General features: G+C 58.2%; 19 protein-coding genes. 2 read left to right on the top strand and 17 right to left on the bottom strand.

Going from position 1 to position 18351, the window contains the following annotated elements:
• Nucleotides 1–53: 53 nt before the first annotated feature.
• The 17 genes from BM70_RS0101795 to mnmG all read right to left on the bottom strand — a co-directional run bounded on the left by BM70_RS0101795 (nt 54) and on the right by mnmG (nt 16258).
• The gene (locus tag BM70_RS0101795; protein WP_025854401.1) at nt 54–419 is read right to left on the bottom strand and encodes a hypothetical protein; all 366 of its coding nucleotides are present in this window, start codon (nt 417–419) and stop codon (nt 54–56) included.
• Between the two features lie 59 nt (nt 420–478).
• A complete protein-coding gene (gene glmS / locus BM70_RS0101790; RefSeq protein ID WP_025854400.1) occupies nt 479–2311 on the bottom strand; it encodes a glutamine--fructose-6-phosphate transaminase (isomerizing) in 1833 nt (610 codons plus the stop codon).
• A 10-nt stretch (nt 2312–2321) separates the two neighbouring features.
• Nucleotides 2322–3089, bottom strand: coding sequence for a DeoR/GlpR family DNA-binding transcription regulator (locus BM70_RS0101785; RefSeq protein WP_025854399.1), 768 nt, complete (start codon nt 3087–3089; stop codon nt 2322–2324).
• Between the two features lie 194 nt (nt 3090–3283).
• The gene (gene glmU / locus BM70_RS0101780; protein WP_025854398.1) at nt 3284–4651 is read right to left on the bottom strand and encodes a bifunctional UDP-N-acetylglucosamine diphosphorylase/glucosamine-1-phosphate N-acetyltransferase GlmU; all 1368 of its coding nucleotides are present in this window, start codon (nt 4649–4651) and stop codon (nt 3284–3286) included.
• A 123-nt stretch (nt 4652–4774) separates the two neighbouring features.
• Complete coding sequence (locus BM70_RS0101775; protein WP_003177061.1) at nt 4775–5191, bottom strand: F0F1 ATP synthase subunit epsilon; 417 nt, start codon at nt 5189–5191, stop codon at nt 4775–4777.
• A 44-nt stretch (nt 5192–5235) separates the two neighbouring features.
• The gene (gene atpD, locus BM70_RS0101770; protein ID WP_015886645.1) at nt 5236–6612 is read right to left on the bottom strand and encodes a F0F1 ATP synthase subunit beta; all 1377 of its coding nucleotides are present in this window, start codon (nt 6610–6612) and stop codon (nt 5236–5238) included.
• Between the two features lie 27 nt (nt 6613–6639).
• Nucleotides 6640–7500, bottom strand: coding sequence for a F0F1 ATP synthase subunit gamma (gene atpG / locus BM70_RS0101765; protein ID WP_010565870.1), 861 nt, complete (start codon nt 7498–7500; stop codon nt 6640–6642).
• Between the two features lie 50 nt (nt 7501–7550).
• The gene (gene atpA / locus BM70_RS0101760; RefSeq protein WP_003177064.1) at nt 7551–9095 is read right to left on the bottom strand and encodes a F0F1 ATP synthase subunit alpha; all 1545 of its coding nucleotides are present in this window, start codon (nt 9093–9095) and stop codon (nt 7551–7553) included.
• Nucleotides 9096–9116: 21 nt separating this feature from the next.
• A complete protein-coding gene (locus BM70_RS0101755; protein ID WP_015886646.1) occupies nt 9117–9653 on the bottom strand; it encodes a F0F1 ATP synthase subunit delta in 537 nt (178 codons plus the stop codon).
• 12 nt (nt 9654–9665) lie between these two features.
• Complete coding sequence (locus BM70_RS0101750) at nt 9666–10136, bottom strand: F0F1 ATP synthase subunit B (RefSeq protein ID WP_015886647.1); 471 nt, start codon at nt 10134–10136, stop codon at nt 9666–9668.
• Between the two features lie 57 nt (nt 10137–10193).
• A complete protein-coding gene (atpE, locus tag BM70_RS0101745) occupies nt 10194–10451 on the bottom strand; it encodes a F0F1 ATP synthase subunit C (RefSeq protein ID WP_002555987.1) in 258 nt (85 codons plus the stop codon).
• 133 nt (nt 10452–10584) lie between these two features.
• Nucleotides 10585–11454: a F0F1 ATP synthase subunit A gene (gene atpB, locus BM70_RS0101740; protein WP_025854397.1), complete on the bottom strand. Its 870-nt coding sequence runs from the start codon at nt 11452–11454 to the stop codon at nt 10585–10587.
• 16 nt (nt 11455–11470) lie between these two features.
• Nucleotides 11471–11878: a F0F1 ATP synthase subunit I gene (locus BM70_RS0101735; protein ID WP_010565865.1), complete on the bottom strand. Its 408-nt coding sequence runs from the start codon at nt 11876–11878 to the stop codon at nt 11471–11473.
• Nucleotides 11879–12026: 148 nt separating this feature from the next.
• Nucleotides 12027–12899 (bottom strand): ParB/RepB/Spo0J family partition protein, encoded by an 873-nt coding sequence (locus BM70_RS0101730; RefSeq protein ID WP_025854396.1) that lies wholly within the window; start codon nt 12897–12899, stop codon nt 12027–12029.
• Between the two features lie 9 nt (nt 12900–12908).
• Complete coding sequence (locus BM70_RS0101725; RefSeq protein WP_010207696.1) at nt 12909–13706, bottom strand: ParA family protein; 798 nt, start codon at nt 13704–13706, stop codon at nt 12909–12911.
• Nucleotides 13707–13724: 18 nt separating this feature from the next.
• Entirely contained in the window at nt 13725–14369 is a 645-nt protein-coding gene (gene rsmG, locus BM70_RS0101720) for a 16S rRNA (guanine(527)-N(7))-methyltransferase RsmG (protein WP_025854395.1), read from the bottom strand.
• Nucleotides 14366–16258: a tRNA uridine-5-carboxymethylaminomethyl(34) synthesis enzyme MnmG gene (gene mnmG / locus BM70_RS0101715; protein ID WP_025854394.1), complete on the bottom strand. Its 1893-nt coding sequence runs from the start codon at nt 16256–16258 to the stop codon at nt 14366–14368. Before mnmG ends, rsmG begins: the two co-directional genes overlap by 4 nt.
• A gap of 564 nt (nt 16259–16822) precedes the next feature.
• On the opposite strand from mnmG, the gene BM70_RS0101710 reads away from it, so the two are divergent.
• Both BM70_RS0101710 and BM70_RS0101705 read left to right on the top strand, forming a co-directional pair.
• Nucleotides 16823–17329 carry a sigma-70 family RNA polymerase sigma factor gene (locus BM70_RS0101710; RefSeq protein WP_025854393.1) on the top strand — a complete coding sequence of 169 codons (507 nt, stop codon included), beginning with the start codon at nt 16823–16825 and terminating at the stop codon, nt 17327–17329.
• Nucleotides 17329–18273, top strand: coding sequence for a FecR domain-containing protein (locus BM70_RS0101705; RefSeq protein ID WP_025854392.1), 945 nt, complete (start codon nt 17329–17331; stop codon nt 18271–18273). Before BM70_RS0101710 ends, BM70_RS0101705 begins: the two co-directional genes overlap by 1 nt.
• Nucleotides 18274–18351: the final 78 nt, after the last annotated feature.

The following is an 18351-nucleotide window of genomic DNA, read 5'->3' as shown; positions in this document are numbered from 1 at the left end:
GGTAAAACCGGATCGCGCGACGGGCACTGGCCCACAGAACCGACAAGAGGTCGCTAACGAGAGGCGCACTCAATGTAGCTGGACTCCCCGCCGCCTGTAGCGCCCGACAGCCAGCCCCATTCGAAGGCCAGGGTAGTCCACCCAGCCTGATCAGTGCCTACCGTGCCACGCGACCAACCGCACAGCAGCTCACCTTCCAAGGTCAGGCACTGAAACAGCAGTTCAATGGTATCCGGGCCGGTCACTCGCCCGACTTGCGTGCCCAGACGAATCCGCCCGCCCTGGTAAGTGCCGGAAATGACATCACCTTCCACAAGGTAATGAAACACCGTGCCCGCACCGGACAGCCCGTGGGCGTTATTAGCGACGGTGAAGCGGCGGTTGTGCAGACGCTGGTGAATCTGGGAGGGGGTTTGCATCGAGGTCGCGTCCTTTCGCTGAACCTGGAGACCCGGACGGGCCTCCAGGGTATGTCGGGTTACTCCACCGTCACCGACTTCGCCAGGTTGCGCGGCTGGTCCACGTCGGTGCCCTTGAGCACGGCCACGTAGTACGACAGCAGTTGCAGCGGGATGGTGTAGAGGATTGGCGACAAGGTGTCGTTGATGTGCGGCATGTTGATGACGTGGGTGCCTTCACCGTTGGTCATGCCGGCTTTTTCATCAGCGAACACCACCAGTTGGCCGCCACGGGCGCGGACTTCCTGCAGGTTGGACTTGAGCTTCTCGAGCAGTTCGTTGTTCGGCGCGACGGTGACCACGGGCATGTCGTCATCCACCAAGGCCAATGGGCCGTGTTTGAGTTCGCCGGCCGGGTAGGCTTCGGCGTGGATATACGAGATTTCCTTGAGCTTGAGCGAACCTTCCATCGCCACTGGGTATTGCGCGCCACGGCCGAGGAACAGGGTGTGGTTCTTGTCGGCGAACAGTTCGGCGACTTTTTCCACGGTGCTGTCCATGGCCAGGGCTTCACCCAGGCGGGCTGGCAGGCGGCGCAGTTCTTCGACCAGCGTGACTTCGACGCCTTCGGCCAGGGTGCCGCGAACCTGACCCAGGGACAGGGTCAGCAACAACAAGCCAACCAGCTGGGTGGTGAAGGCTTTGGTGGACGCCACGCCGATTTCGCGACCGGCCTGGGTCAGCAGGGTCAGGTCGGATTCACGCACCAGGGAGCTGATGCTGACGTTGCAGATCGCCAGGCTGGCCAGGAAGCCCAGCTCCTTGGCATTGCGCAGGGCGGCCAGGGTGTCGGCGGTTTCGCCGGACTGGGAGATGGTCACGAACAGGGTGTCGGGCTGCACCACCACCTTGCGGTAGCGGAACTCACTGGCGACTTCTACCTGGCACGGGATACCGGCCAGTTCTTCCAGCCAGTAACGGGCAACCATGCCGGCGTGGTAGCTGGTGCCGCAGGCCACGATCTGCACGTTGCGCACTTTGGCGAACAGATCGGCGGCTTGTGGGCCGAAGGCGTTGACCAGCACCTGGTGCTGGCTCAGGCGACCCTCAAGGGTGCGCTGCACCACGGCTGGCTGCTCGTGGATTTCCTTGAGCATGAAGTGGCGGTATTCGCCCTTGTCGGCGGCTTCGGCGCCGTCACGGTATTGCACGGCTTCGCGCTCGACGGATTGACCGTTAACGTCCCAGATCTGCACGCTTTCACGGCGGATGTCAGCGATATCGCCTTCTTCCAGGTACATGAAGCGGTCGGTGACCTGGCGCAGGGCCAACTGGTCGGAGGCGAGGAAGTTTTCCCCCAGGCCCAGGCCGATCACCAATGGGCTGCCACTGCGTGCGGCGACCACACGGTCGGGCTGGCTGGCGCTGACCACGGCCAGGCCATAGGCGCCGTGCAGTTCCTTGACCGTGGCCTTGAGGGCAACCGTCAGGTCACCAAGGTCCTTGAGCTTGTGGTTGAGCAGGTGGGCGATGACTTCGGTGTCGGTGTCCGAGGTGAACACGTAACCCTGGCCCTTGAGCTGTTCGCGCAGCGCTTCGTGGTTTTCGATGATGCCGTTGTGGACCACGGCCAGGTCACCGGAGAAATGCGGGTGGGCATTGCGTTCGCACGGCGCACCGTGGGTCGCCCAGCGGGTGTGGGCAATGCCCAGGCGGCCTACCAGCGGCTCGCCAAGCAGCGCTTGCTCCAGCTCGCTGACCTTGCCCGGGCGGCGCATGCGCTCAAGCTTGCCGGCGTTGGTGAAGACGGCCACACCGGCGCTGTCATAGCCACGGTATTCCAGGCGCTTGAGGCCTTCGAGCAGGATGGGAGTGATGTTGCGTTCAGCGACTGCGCCTACGATGCCACACATGGTGTTTCTCCTAGATGATTGCCGCGCATATCAGCGTAATGCCGCGGGCTTGGATCTGGTCGCGGGCCTCGAGCGGCAGGCGATCATCGGTGATAAGGGTATGGACGCTGCTCCACGGCAGTTCCAGGTTGGGAATCTTGCGGCCGATCTTGTCGGACTCGACCATCACCACCACTTCACGGGCGACCTCGGCCATGACGCGGCTCAGGCCCAGCAATTCGTTGAAGGTGGTGGTGCCACGTTCCAGGTCGATACCATCGGCACCGATAAACAACTGGTCGAAGTCGTAGGACCGTAGCACCTGCTCAGCGACCTGGCCCTGGAACGAGTCCGAATGCGGGTCCCAGGTACCGCCAGTCATCAACAGCACCGGCTCGTGTTCAAGTTCGCTCAAGGCGCTGGCCACGTGCAGGGAGTTGGTCATCACCACCAGGCCAGGCTGGTGGCCCAGCTCGGGAATCATCGCGGCGGTGGTGCTGCCGCTGTCGATGATGATGCGGGCGTGTTCGCGCAGGCGCATCACGGCAGCCCGCGCGATGGCACGCTTGTAGACCGACACCGGTTGAGTGGCATCGCCCACCAATTCCTGAGGCATGGTGATTGCGCCACCGTAGCGGCGCAGCAGCAGGCCGTTGCTTTCCAGCGCGGCCAGGTCCTTGCGGATGGTGACTTCCGACGTTTCGAAACGCTTGGCCAACTCGTCCACGCTGACTTCGCCTTGTTCATTGAGCAAGGTCAGGATGTTGTGACGCCGTTGGGGTGTATTTCGTTTCGACATGGTGATGATAAGTTTCGTTTCGAAAGATAACGAAGGCAATCAAAACCTATTGGCGAAAGATCGTCAAGCTGCAGGCGCAAAAAAACCTGTAGGAGCCCGGCTTGCCGGCGATAGCGTCAGTTCACCAAGTGGTGAACTTGAGGGTGCCATCGCCGGCAAGTCGGCTCCTACAGGTCGCTCGGGGTGTGGATAAGTCAGGGCTTTTTGATTTTGACCGGACGTTTCCAGCCGTCGATGTTGCGTTGGCGGGCGCGGGCAACAGCCAGTTGAGACTTATCCACATCCTGGTTGATGGTTGAGCCCGCTGCGGTGGTGGCGCCATCGTCGAGGGTAACCGGGGCGACCAACGAATTATTGGAACCGATAAACACGTCCGCCCCAATGGTGGTCTGGTGCTTATTGGCGCCGTCATAGTTACACGTGATGGTGCCCGCGCCGATGTTGGTTCGCGCACCTACGGTGGCGTCACCCAAGTAGGTCAAGTGGCCGACTTTAGCTTCGGCGTCCAACTTGGCGTTCTTCAATTCGACAAAGTTGCCCACATGAGCCTTGGCGCCCAACACGCTACCTGGACGCAACCGCGCAAACGGGCCAGCGTCACTGCCCTCGCCCATCACGGCACCGTCGATATGGCTGTTAGCTTTGATCACCACGCCCTTGCGCAGGGTACTGTCCTTGATCACGCAGTTAGGGCCAATCACCACGTCGTCTTCGATGACCACACGGCCTTCGAGGATCACGTTGATATCGATCAGCACATCACGGCCGACGGTCACTTCCCCGCGCACATCGAAACGCGCCGGGTCGCGCAGGGTCACGCCCTGGGCCATCAGGCGGCGGCTTTCGCGCAATTGATAGTGACGCTCCAGTTCGGCCAGTTGCTTGCGGTCGTTGGCGCCCTGCACTTCCATCGGGTCGTGGGGTTGTTCCGTGGCAACCAGCAGGCCATCGCTCACGGCCATTTCAATGACGTCAGTGAGGTAGTACTCACCCTGGGCGTTGTTGTTGGACAGGCGGCTCATCCAGTCGGCGAGCTTATTGGCAGGCACCGCCAGAATTCCGGTATTGCCTTCGGTGATGGCGCGCTGGGCTTCGCTGGCATCCTTGTGTTCAACAATGGCCGCGACCTTCCCGTCGGCATTGCGCACGATGCGCCCATAGCCGGTGGGGTCATCCAGCTCAACGGTCAGCAGACCCATCTGGCCAGGCACGACGTGCTTGAGCAGGCGTTGCAGGGTTTCCACTTCGATCAGCGGAACGTCGCCATACAGGATCAGCACGGTGTCTGCCGTGATGAAGGGTACGGCCTGCGCGGTGGCATGGCCGGTACCGAGTTGTTTGTCTTGAAGAACGAAATTCAAGTCGTCTGCGGCGAGACGTTCACGCACCGCATCGGCACCGTGACCGATCACCACGTGAATGCGCTGGGGGTCGAGCTGTCGGGCGCTGTGGATAACATGACCCAGCATGGAATTGCCCGCAACCGGGTGCAGCACCTTGGGCAGGGCCGAACGCATGCGGGTGCCCTGGCCTGCGGCGAGAATGACGATTTCAAGAGACATGAATGGCTACCAATCCTGGGCGGTCCGGCTTCAGACCAAAGAAGTGTTTTGCAAAAAAAGAAAAAGGGTAGCCGAGGCTACCCTTTTTAATCAATCGCGCATGAAGCATGACGGCATGGCCGCTTACTTCTTGCGGATCTGCTGGAGCGTGCGCAGCTGAGCTGCAGCCTCGGCCAGACGTACAGCAGCAGCGCTGTAGTCGAAGTCCGCGCCCTTTTCGTTCAGGGCCTTCTCGGCAGCCTTGACGGCTTCCTGAGCGGAGGCTTCATCCAGGTCGCCAGCACGTTGCACGGTGTCGGCAAGTACCTTGACCATGTTCGGCTGAACCTCGAGGAAACCACCAGAGATGTAAAACACCTCTTTTTCCCCGCCTTGCTTGGTCAGCGTGATCGGACCTGGCTTCAAGCTGGTGATCAACGGCGCGTGGCCCATGGCAATACCCAGGTCACCGAGTTCGCCGTGTGCAATCACCATTTCTACCAGACCGGAGAAGATTTCCCCTTCCGCGCTGACGATATCGCAATGGACTGTCATAGCCATCTGATTGCCTCAACCTGATGAGCGCCCGTTTCCGGGCGCTTGGATTACAGTTTCTTGGCTTTCTCGATCGCTTCTTCGATGCCGCCGACCATGTAGAACGCTTGTTCTGGCAGGTGGTCGTAGTCACCGTTGAGGATGCCTTTGAAGCCAGCAATGGTGTCTTTCAGGGAAACGTATTTACCCGATGCACCGGTGAAGACTTCAGCCACGAAGAACGGCTGCGACAAGAAGCGCTGGATCTTACGAGCGCGGGATACCAACTGCTTGTCGGTTTCCGACAACTCGTCCATACCCAGGATCGCAATGATGTCCTTCAGTTCTTTGTAACGCTGCAGCACGTACTGAACGCCGCGAGCGGTGTCGTAGTGCTCCTGGCCGATCACGTTCGGGTCCAGTTGGCGCGAAGTCGAGTCGAGTGGATCGACCGCTGGGTAGATACCCAGGGAAGCGATGTCACGGGACAGTACGACGGTGGCGTCCAAGTGGGCGAAGGTGGTCGCTGGCGACGGGTCGGTCAAGTCATCCGCAGGTACGTATACCGCTTGGATCGAAGTGATCGAACCTTCCTTGGTCGAAGTGATACGTTCTTGCAGAACGCCCATCTCTTCAGCCAGGGTCGGCTGGTAACCTACTGCCGAAGGCATACGGCCCAGCAGTGCGGATACTTCGGTACCGGCCAGGGTGTAACGGTAGATGTTGTCGACGAACAGCAGAACGTCGTTACCTTCGTCACGGAACTTCTCGGCCATGGTCAGGCCAGTCAGTGCTACGCGCAGACGGTTTCCCGGCGGCTCGTTCATCTGACCGTAAACCAGTGCCACTTTGTCCAGAACGTTGGAGTCCTTCATCTCGTGGTAGAAGTCGTTACCCTCACGAGTACGCTCACCCACACCGGCGAACACGGAATAACCGCTGTGCTCGATGGCGATGTTACGGATCAGTTCCATCATGTTTACGGTCTTGCCTACACCGGCACCACCGAACAGACCGACTTTACCGCCTTTGGCGAACGGGCAAACCAGGTCGATAACCTTGATGCCGGTTTCCAGCAGGTCGTTGCCGCCAGCTTGTTCCGCGAACGAAGGTGCTGGACGGTGAATGCCCCAACGCTCTTCGGTGTCGATCGGGCCAGCTTCGTCAATCGGGTTGCCCAGTACGTCCATGATCCGGCCCAGGGTCGCTTTACCGACCGGTACGGAGATGGCAGCGCCAGTGTCGACAACGTCCAGACCGCGCTTCAAGCCTTCGGTGGAACCCATCGCAATGGTACGAACTACGCCGTCGCCCAGCTGCTGCTGAACTTCCAGAGTAGTTTCCGCGCCTTGTACTTTCAGCGCGTTGTAGATGCTCGGTACGCTGTCGCGTGGAAATTCCACGTCGATAACGGCGCCGATGATTTGAACGATACGTCCGCTACTCATAGCTGGATCCTCTGAATATTTGAACCGTTAAACCGCGGCAGCGCCGCCGACGATTTCCGAGATCTCTTGGGTGATCGCAGCCTGACGCGCCTTGTTGTAGATCAGCTGCAAATCGCTGATCAGATCACCGGCGTTATCGGTAGCGTTTTTCATCGCGATCATCCGCGCCGCTTGTTCAGCTGCGTTGTTCTCGACCACCGCCTGGTACACCTGCGACTCCACGTAGCGCACCATCAAGCCGTCAAGCAGCTCTTTGGCGTCTGGTTCGTAGAGGTAGTCCCAGTGGTGCTTGAGTTCCTGATCCGGAGTCGCCACCAGTGGAATCAATTGCTCCACGGTTGGCTGCTGGGTCATGGTGTTGATGAACTTGTTGGATACCACGGACAGGCGGTCAATCCGGCCTTCCAGGTACGCATCCAGCATCACCTTCACACTGCCGATCAAATCATTGATCGACGGCTCTTCACCCAGGTGGCTGATAGCTGCAACGACGTTACCGCCGAAGTTGCGGAAAAAGGCCGCACCCTTGCTACCAACAACACACAGATCGATCTCGACGCCGTTTTCGCGGTTTACCGCCATGTCCTTGACCAGGGCCTTGAACAGGTTGGTATTCAAACCACCGCACAAACCACGGTCACTGCTCACAACCACATAACCGACGCGCTTAACTTCGCGGTCGATCATGAACGGGTGGCGGTATTCCGGGTTGGCGTTGGCCAGATGCCCAATTACCTGGCGGATACGCTCCGCATAAGGACGGCTAGCAGCCATGCGCATTTGTGCCTTGCGCATTTTGCTGACCGCCACTTTTTCCATGGCGCTGGTAATTTTTTGCGTGCTTTTGATGCTCGCAATCTTACTGCGAATCTCTTTTGCGCCTGCCATGTAACACCTATCAGGTTAGCAAGCGGGAGCCTTGCGGCTCCCGCTGCGGCTTACCAGGTTTGGGTGGCCTTGAACTTCTCGATACCGGCTTTCATGCCAGCGTCGATATCGTCATTGAAGTCACCCTTCACGTTGATCTTCGCCATCAATTCGGCGTGATCGCGGTTGAAGTAAGCAATCAGCGCTTGTTCAAAGCTGCCGACCTTGGCGATTTCAACGTCGGTCAGGAACCCACGCTCAGCGGCATACAGCGACAACGCCATGTCAGCGATCGACATTGGGGCGTATTGCTTCTGCTTCATCAGCTCGGTAACGCGCTGACCATGCTCAAGTTGCTTACGGGTCGCTTCGTCCAGGTCAGAAGCGAACTGGGCGAATGCCGCCAGTTCACGGTACTGAGCCAGAGCGGTACGGATACCACCGGAGAGCTTCTTGATGATCTTGGTCTGAGCGGCACCACCCACACGGGATACCGAAACACCGGCGTTCACTGCAGGGCGGATGCCCGAGTTGAACATGGCCGATTCCAGGAAGATCTGACCGTCGGTGATGGAGATCACGTTGGTAGGAACGAACGCGGAAACGTCGCCAGCCTGGGTTTCGATGATCGGCAGTGCGGTCAGGGAACCGGTTTTGCCGGTCACTGCGCCGTTGGTGAACTTCTCTACGTACTCTTCGGAAACGCGGGATGCGCGCTCCAGCAGACGGGAGTGGAGATAGAACACGTCGCCTGGGTAAGCTTCACGGCCTGGTGGACGGCGCAGCAGCAGGGAAATCTGGCGGTAAGCCACTGCTTGCTTGGACAGATCGTCATAAACGATCAGCGCGTCTTCACCGCGGTCGCGGAAGAATTCACCCATGGTGCAACCGGAGTACGGTGCCAGGAATTGCAGCGCAGGAGATTCCGAAGCACTGGCAGCCACGATGATCGTGTTGGCCAGGGCGCCGTTTTCTTCCAGCTTGCGAACCACGTTGGCGATGGTCGATTGCTTCTGACCGATGGCTACGTAGACGCAGAAAATGCCGCTGTTCTTCTGGTTGATGATCGCGTCGATCGCCAGAGCGGTCTTACCGATCTGACGGTCACCGATGATCAGCTCACGCTGGCCACGGCCGACTGGGATCATGGCATCGACAGCCTTGTAGCCAGTCTGTACAGGCTGGTCTACCGACTTACGCCAGATCACGCCTGGAGCAACTTTCTCGACCGCGTCGGTCTCGGTGTTGCCCAGTGGACCTTTGCCGTCAACAGGGTTACCCAGTGCGTCGACTACGCGACCCAGCAGTTCCTTACCAACCGGAACTTCGAGGATGCGGCCTGTGCACTTGGCGCTCATGCCTTCAGCCAGACTGGTGTACGCGCCCAATACAACGGCACCTACGGAGTCTTGCTCCAGGTTGAGGGCCATACCGTAGACGCCGCCCGGAAACTCGATCATCTCGCCGTACATGACGTCGGCCAGACCGTGAATCCGCACGATGCCGTCAGATACGCTGACGACAGTGCCTTCGTTACGGGCTTGGGAGGTCACATCGAGCTTGTCGATGCGGCCCTTGATAATTTCACTTATTTCGGAAGGATTGAGTTGCTGCATTGCTCTGCTGCCCCTTCAAACTCAAGATTTCAATGCTTCGGCAAGTTTCGCGATTTTGCCGCGAATCGAGCCATCGATAACCAGGTCGCCGGCACGGATAACGACACCACCAATCAGGGATGCGTCCTCCGAAGCTTGCAGGCGCACTTCCCGATTGAGTCGTGCACTGAGAACCTTGGCGAGTTTGTCTTGCTGTTCTTGGTTCAATGCGAAAGCACTGGTCACTTCTACGTCTACCGATTTCTCTGCTTCGGCCTTGTACAGGTCGAACAGAGCGGCGATCTCCGGCAAAAGCGGGAGACGGTCGTTTTCGGCAACGACGTGAATGAAGTTCTGCACTTTCACATCGAACTTGTCGCCGCACACTTCAATAAAAGTGGCGGCCTTGTCTGCGCTCGTCAGGCGCGGGGCCTTGAGCACGCGCTGCATGGTGTCGTCTTGCGACACTGCTGCAGCCAGGCCGAGCATGGCTGACCAAGAGGCCAGCTGCTGGTGGGCCTGGGCGTGCTCGAAGGCTGCCTTAGCGTAAGGTCGGGCCAACGTGGTCAGTTCTGCCATGATCGCCCTCGCTTAAATTTCAGCAGCCAGTTTGTTAACCAGCTCCGCGTGCGCGTTTTGATCGATTGTGGCACCGAGGATCTTCTCAGCACCGCCGACCGCCAGAGCACCCAGTTGGGCACGCAGCGCGTCTTTGACGCCGTTCAGTTCCTGTTCGATCTCGGCATGAGCCGAAGCCTTCACACGGTCAGCTTCGACGCGGGCTTTTTCAACAGCCTCTTCGACGATCTGGTTACCGCGTTTCTTGGCTTGCTCAATGATTTCAGCTGCCTGTGCTTTAGCATCGCGCAGTTGATGACCCACTTTCTCTTGGGCCAGCTCCAGGTCGCGAGCTGCACGGCTGGCAGCGTCCAAGCCATCAGCGATCTTCTTCTGACGTTCGTGCAAAGCCGCGATGACCGGAGGCCACACGAACTTCATGCAAAACACTACAAAAATGAAGAACGCAACGGATTGGCCAATCAGGGTTGCATTAATGTTCACGCCAACACCTCGCTCATTCGTTGTCCATCACTCCAATCAACTCGAAAATTCGAGTGATTAGCCAGCGAGTTGACCAACGAAGGGGTTCGCGAAGGTGAAGAACAGAGCGATACCAACGCCGATCATGGTCACGGCGTCGAGCAGGCCGGCGACGATGAACATTTTAACTTGCAGCATTGGAACCATTTCTGGCTGACGCGCAGCGCCTTCCAGGAATTTGCCGCCCAGCAGGCCGAAACCAATGGCAGTACCCAGGGCGCCCAGGCCGATCAACAGTGCAACAGCGATAGCGGTTAGACCAACTACAGTTTCCATCTTTCCTCCCGACTTTTACGTCGTATGGTTTAGGTTTTTTAGATTTTAAAGCGGTAAAACAAATCGTTTCATAGCCCTGGTGGGCCACCTTCCCGTTTCACCGGGAAGGACATCAGACTAGTCGAGACTGGCCTTAATGGTTCTCTTCGTGCGCCATCGACAGATAGACAATGGTCAGCATCATGAAGATGAAGGCCTGCAGGGTGATGATCAGGATGTGGAACACAGCCCACGCCCACTGCAGAACCACGCCCAGGCCGCTAAGCCAGAGCAGACCGCTGCCGAACATCACAGCGATCAGAATGAACACCAGCTCGCCGGCATACATGTTGCCGAACAGTCGCAGGGCCAGGGAGATCGGCTTGGCGACCAGGGTCACGAACTCCAGCAGGAAGTTCACCGGGATCAGCAGGGCTTGAACGAAGATGTTCTTGCTGCCGAACGGGTGCAGGGTCAGTTCGCCGATGAAGCCACCGATGCCCTTGACCTTGATGCTGTAGAAAATGATCAACGCGAACACCGACAGGGCCATGCCCAGGGTGGCGTTAGGGTCGGTAGTCGATACGGCACGGAATGGAATGTGCGCATCGCCGGTGATCAGGATGGCCAGTTGAGGAATCCAGTCGACCGGGATCAGGTCGACGGCGTTCATCAGGAACACCCAGACGAAGATGGTCAGTGCCAGCGGTGCAATCACCGGGCTACGGCCATGGAAGCTGTCTTTCACGCTGCCATCGACGAATTCGACCAATACTTCAACGAAGTTCTGCAAAGCACCTGGCTGACCGGAAGTTGCCTTCTTTGCCGCCATGCGGAAAATCAGGACGAAGATCAGACCCAATGCGACCGACCAGCCCAGAGTATCCAGGTGGAAAGCCCAGAAGCCCATTTCTTTGGCCTCTGCTGCGGAGTGGGCAAAGCCCCAGCCGCCATTAGGAAGCTGACCGAAGGTCAGGTTCTGCAAGTGGTGCTGGATATAGCCCGAAGCGGTTGTTTCTGCCATGGTTGCCTCAAACGCCCTAAGGTTTCGAAAGTCTTGTTTTCATTAGCAGGGGAGCGAACCAGCTGACCAGTTGGGTCAACACGAAGACGCCGAATACAGCCAGCGGCGCCAATGGCTTCACACCTGCAAAGGTCAGTGCAAACAGCACTGCCGTCAAAATCAGTTTCCCCGCCTCGCCGGCATAAAAGGACCGGACGATAGCCTGGGCTGCTCGGGCGCCGGAAAACCGAAAGGCCCTGTGAGCAAAATACATATTGGGCAGCAAGGCTATCAGGCCTCCGCAGAGTCCTGAATATCCGGCTACGACTCCATGCCAATACCAAAGCGCCAATGCGGCGATCAGCAAAATGACAAATTGAGCCAATAAAACCGGGAAAACGGCCAAGCGATGGAACGGCAACGTGTTTGGCGTGCGGGTTTCCATCACTCTTGCTCCTCAATGGTCGGCTGCCGGAAATCAATAACTTGGCATAATTTGTGCCGACAAAATGCGCGCAGAGTATAGGGGCGGTTCTGCCCCTATTCAACTGCCGGGTAGTGATTTCCGATCACGCGCTACATAAGCAAATGTTTCAGCGGATGTGGGCAAGGACGCCCTGAAGCTCATCGAGGGAGTTATATCCGATGACCAATTGCCCTTTGCCTTTCTTGCCGTGGCGAATTTGCACCGCAGAGCCCAGGCGCTCGGCCAGGCGCTGTTCGAGGCGAGCGATATCCGGATCAGTTTTGGCCGTTTCGACCGGTGCAGGTTTGCCGCTGAGCCACTGGCGAACCAGGGCCTCGGTCTGACGAACGGTGAGCCCCCGTGCGACAACGTGTCGCGCCCCCTCAACCTGTTGATTTTCCGGCAAACCGAGCAAGGCACGGGCGTGTCCCATCTCCAGGTCGCCATGGGAAAGCATGGTCTTGATGACTTCCGGCAACGCGATCAGGCGCAGCAGGTTGGACACAGTCACGCGGGATTTACCCACCGCCTCGGCCACTTGTTGCTGGGTCAGCTGGAATTCCTGCTGCAAGCGCTGCAGGGCGATCGCTTCTTCGATCGGGTTGAGGTCTTCGCGCTGGATGTTCTCGATCAACGCCATGGCGATGGCCGTTTCATCCGGCACATCACGCACCATCGCCGGAATCGTTTCCTTGCCGGCCTGCTGGCTCGCGCGCCAGCGGCGCTCACCGGCGATGATTTCAAAACGACCGCCACCAATCGGGCGCACCACGATCGGCTGCATCACGCCCTGAGCCTTGATCGAGTTGGCCAGTTCTTCCAGCGCCTGAGGGTCCATGTCCCGGCGTGGCTGGTATTTGCCGCGCTGGATCAGGTCCAGGGGCAGGTGTTGCAACTCGCGCTCGTCGGCCTGCACCGCTTGTTCTTCAAGCGATGTGACGGTTGGACCACTCAGCAGTGCATCCAGTCCACGTCCGAGACCTCGTTTCTTGACGGCCATGGGGATTCCTTAAGTTGGCTGGGCTGCAGCGGTACGTGAGTTGCGGCGTTGGCGACGAACCATTTCGCCGGCCAGCGCCAGGTAGGCAATGGCACCACGGGATTGTTTGTCGTACGCCAGGGCGGGCATGCCGTAGCTCGGGGCCTCGGCCAAACGGATGTTGCGCGGGATCACCGTGTCATACAACTGATCGCCGAAGTGTTCCTTGAGCTGCGCCGACACATCGTTCATCAGGCTCAGGCGCGGATCGAACATGGTTCGCAGCAGGCCTTCGATCTGCAGGTTCGGGTTGAGCAACTCGGCGATGCGCTTGATGTTATCCACAAGGTCGCTCAGACCTTCCAGTGCGTAGTACTCGCACTGCATGGGGATAATCACCCCATCGGCAGCCACCAGCGCGTTCAATGTCAGCATCGACAGTGACGGCGGGCAGTCGATCAGGATGTAGTCGTAATTCTCGCGGATCGGCGCCAGGGCACTACGCAGACGGCTTTCTTTCATCTGCATTTCCAGCAGCACCACTTCCGCCGCGGTCAAATCGCGGTTGGCCGGCAGCAGTTGGTAACCGCCGTGCTCGGAATAGTGCATGGCCTGCGCCAGGTCGCACTCGCCGATCAGCAAGTCGTAGACCGAGTTTTCCAGGCCGTGTTTATCCACACCGCTACCCATGGTGGCGTTGCCCTGTGGATCGAGATCGATCAGCAGCACCCGACGCTTGGTAGCGACCAGGGAAGCTGCGAGGTTGATGCAGGTGGTGGTTTTGCCCACGCCACCTTTCTGGTTCGCTATCGCGAATACCTTAGCCATTCTTGCTTGTGTTCCCAATCATGCCGTGCGGCGCAGTATCAGCAGATGGCGTTGGCCTTGGCAACCGGGTACGGCCAAGGCGTGTTCGCTATCGAGGTGGAAGTCTGCCGGCAATGCTAACAGCTCGTCGCTTGGATGGACGCCCTTCATTGCCAGCCAGCGGGTGTCGCGGTCGCCCAGGTGACGGGTCCAGTTGCTGAAGTTCTCCATGCTGCTGAACGCCCTGGAAACAATTCCGGTGAAAGGCTGTTCAGGCGTGAAGGCCTCGACGCGACTGTGGATAACTTGAAGGTTGTCCAGCTTGAGTTCGAGTTTGACCTGGGTCAGGAAGCGGGTTTTCTTGCCGTTGCTGTCCAGGCAGGTCACTTGCGACTCGGGAAACAGGATCGCCAGAGGAATGCCAGGCATGCCGCCGCCACTGCCGACGTCAAGCCAACGACCGTTTTCGATAAACGGCATCACGCTCAAGCTGTCGAGCAAGTGGCGCGACACCATTTCGTCGGGATCGCGCACTGCAGTGAGGTTGTAAGCCTTGTTCCATTTGATCAACAAGGCCAGGTAGCCCAGCAGCAATTCGTGCTGGGCCGGGGTCAGGTCGACGCCCAACTGGCGCGCACCTGTGGATAACTCTTCGGCGTGTTGCGAGGTGACCAACGAACTCAAGCGCTTTGCTCCAACTGACGGCCCGCGCCGCGTTTTTTCAAATGGATCATCAACAGCGAAATCGCTGCCGGGGTGACGCCGGGAATACGTGAAGCCTGGCCCAGGGTCTCCGGCCGAGTTATCCCCAGCTTGCTTTGAATTTCTTTCGACAACCCGGAAATCCCGGTGTAGTCGATATCCACAGGCAGCTTGGTGTCTTCACTGGCGCGCAGGCGAGCGATTTCGTCCTGCTGTCGGTCAATGTAACCGGCGTATTTGGTCTTGATTTCGACCTGCTCGGCGACCTGTGGGTCTTCTGCACCCTGGCCGGTCACTTCGACCAGACCAGCGTAGTCGATTTCCGGACGGGACAGCAGGTTCAGCAAGTTGTATTCGTGGGTCAGCGGCGTGCCGAATTTTTCCGCAATCGCGTCGCCTTGCTCAGTGCCTGGACGAACCCAGGTACTTTTCAGGCGCTGCTCTTCCAGCGCAATGCTTTCACGTTTTTTGCAGAACGCTGCCCAACGCGCGTCATCGACCAAGCCCAGTTCACGGCCTTTCTCGGTCAGGCGCAGGTCGGCGTTGTCTTCACGCAGGATCAGGCGATATTCCGCCCGGGAAGTGAACATCCGGTACGGTTCCTGGGTACCCAGGGTGATCAGGTCGTCGACCAAAACACCGATGTACGCTTCGTCGCGACGCGGGCACCAGCTGTCTTTGCCTTGGGCGCGCAGCGCGGCATTGGTACCGGCCAGCAAACCCTGGGCGCCGGCTTCTTCGTAACCGGTGGTGCCGTTGATTTGACCGGCGAAGAACAGACCGCCGATCACTTTGGTTTCGAGGCTGTACTTCAGGTCACGCGGGTCGAAATAGTCATACTCGATGGCGTAGCCCGGACGCACGATGTGCGCGTTTTCCATGCCGCGAATCGATTGCACGATCTGGATCTGCACGTCGAACGGCAACGAAGTGGAAATCCCGTTCGGGTATAGCTCGTGAGTGGTCAAGCCTTCGGGCTCGATGAAGACCTGGTGGCTTTCCTTGTCGGCAAAGCGGTGGATCTTATCTTCGATCGACGGGCAGTAACGTGGGCCGATGCCTTCGATCACCCCAGAATACATCGGCGAACGGTCGAGGTTGGCGGCGATGATTTCGTGGGTGCGCGCATTGGTATGGGTAATCCAGCAGCTGACCTGTTTCGGGTGCTGCTCCTTGGAGCCCATGAACGACATGACCGGGATCGGCGTGTCGCCGGCTTGCTCGGTCATCACCGAAAAATCCACAGAACGCCCGTCGATACGCGGCGGGGTTCCGGTTTTCAGGCGACCGACACGCAGCGGCAATTCACGCAGGCGTTTTGCCAAGGCAATCGACGGCGGATCACCGGCGCGGCCCCCGGAATAATTCTGCATGCCGATGTGGATAAGTCCGCCGAGGAACGTGCCGGTGGTCAACACCACGGATTCTGCGAAGAAACGCAGACCCATTTGCGTAACAACACCGCGGACCTGGTCCTGCTCGACGATCAAGTCATCTGCAGCCTGCTGAAATATCCACAGGTTGGGCTGGTTTTCCAGGGTTTCGCGGACCGCGGCCTTGTACAGAATGCGATCAGCCTGAGCCCGAGTGGCACGCACGGCCGGGCCTTTGCGGCTGTTGAGCACGCGAAATTGAATACCACCCTTGTCGGTTGCCATGGCCATTACGCCGCCAAGGGCGTCTATTTCCTTGACCAGATGGCTTTTGCCAATCCCGCCAATGGCAGGGTTGCAACTCATGGCACCGAGGGTTTCCACGTTATGCGTCAACAACAGGGTTTTTACGCCCATGCGTGCTGACGCCAGTGCTGCCTCGGTACCGGCATGACCGCCGCCGATGACGATCACTTCAAAACGGGAAGGGAAATCCACCACGCACCTCGTGCCTGCTTATGTAGGTAATTAGGAATTGATTGTTGAGCTGGTTTTAGAGCTTTGGCGGCAAGTATAGGGACTTAGCCCTTCCTAAAGAACCCTTTGCACAAAATTTAACCAGCTGTGGATGAATCACAGACAATAGAAATTAAAAGAGAGAAATTTATTAAATCTTTGTTTTTATGTTTATTTCTACTGAGGCGCCTTTCTGTGGATAGATCTCTACAGGCCTTTATTTACGGTATGTACAGCGATTCAAAACTCTGTGGTCATGTGCCAATAAGGCCCTTGGATAACTGCTTTAAGCCTGTGGATTAAACAGGCGGTTATCCACAGATGGGTTTTTACTCAGGTTTCAGTCCCTGTTATCAACTGGGCACAGAGGCGGTTATTCACAGGGCTTAATCCACAGAAATCGGTGAACCGAGGTGCATTTCGCCCACGACGAAGCCGTCCGAATCTTTCTATTTGGTGGTAAGCGCGGCAAAAAGAGATCTATTGTGAGAAAACCGCGGGGCAGTTAATAATAGCGATTATCATTAACTTGCCTTGTCATGCCCTATGTCCCCTTCTTCACACACGGCTGCGGTCCAGAACATCTACGAGCAGCACCATTCCTGGTTGCACGGCTGGCTCAAGGGTAAGTTGCATAACGCCTGCGATGCGGCCGATGTGGCGCACGATACGTTCGTGCGCATTCTGGGCGGGCGGCATGCAGCACAGATCGTTGAGCCGCGTGACTACCTGGCAACCATCGCCAGGGGCCTGGTGATTGATCGTTATCGTCGGCATGCCATCGAGCAGGCCTACAAGCAAACCTTGGCCGAACGGCCCGAAGCCACGGCCATCAGTGAAGAAGACAAAGCGATTATCATCGAGACGCTGGTGGCTGTGGATAAAGCCCTGTCGGGGCTAGGCGAACGAGCGCGACGGATCTTCATGTTGTCGCAGATCGAGGGGCTGACCTATCAACAGATCGCCGATCAACTGAAGGTGTCACTGACCACGGTGAAGAAACACATGATCCGTGCATTGACTGAATGCTCGCTGATCATGGCCAACCTGTAATGGCAGCCCCCGACCGCAAGACCTTTGAGGCCGCTGCCAGCTGGTATGTGCAGTTTCAATCTCAACCCCCTACCGCCGCCGAGCGCCAGGCCTGGCAACAATGGCTCAACGGCGATCCATCCCATCAGGCCGCGTGGAACCAGATGGAGCAATTGCAGCGTAGTCTCGGCGCCCTGCCCCAGGATTTTACGCGCCGCGCATTGTCGACCACGCAACAACGTCGCCAGGTACTCAAGTGGATGCTGGTGATGGGCGGTACCGGGTACCTGGGCTGGAATGTTCAGCAACACACTTCCCTGGGTAATGTCTGGGCCGACTACCGGACGTCCGTGGGCGAACGCCGGCGTATCGAATTAGCCGACGGCACACGGATTGATCTGAATACCAGCACGGCGATGGACGTGATATTCGACGGGCGCCAACGTTTGATCCGCCTGCGTGAAGGTGAAGTACTTATCCACACCGGCAAGTTGGGCGGGCAGACACCCTTTTATGTCGAAACCCGCCAAGGCCGAGTCCAGGCATTGGGTACCCGGTTTACCGTGCGTCAGTTGCCAGATTCCACGCGTGTCGGCGTTCTGGAGGATCGGGTGACTGTGTCCCCTGGTGATCAGCCCAATTACGCTCGACTGCTCGGAGCCGGTGAAAGCGCTGACTTCGATCGTCAACACGTTGGGCTTAACCACACGTATAGCGGGTCCCAGGCAGCCTGGGTCGATGGCCAGTTGATCGTATTGGATGCGCGCCTCGGGGATGTGATCGAAGACCTCGCCCGTTACCGTCCGGGTGTCCTGCAATGCGACTTGGCTTGCGCACGCCTGCGTGTTTCCGGGACCTTCCGCCTGGATTCCACCGATGCGGTACTTGCGAATCTGCAGGCAACCTTGCCGATTCAAGTGAAGTACTTCACTCGCTATTGGGTTTCGGTGAAGCGAATCGCCTGATCGCAAAAAATATCCGCACAAGGGGTTATCTTTTTTTTACCTGACACGGCCCTACAGGTAATCACGACGCCACCTTCA

This window comes from Pseudomonas sp. CHM02 (genome assembly GCF_000612585.1).
Taxonomy (GTDB): Bacteria; Pseudomonadota; Gammaproteobacteria; order Pseudomonadales; family Pseudomonadaceae; genus Aquipseudomonas.
Note: the sequence above shows the minus strand (reverse complement) of the source record. Positions and strands in the feature narration are given on the sequence as shown.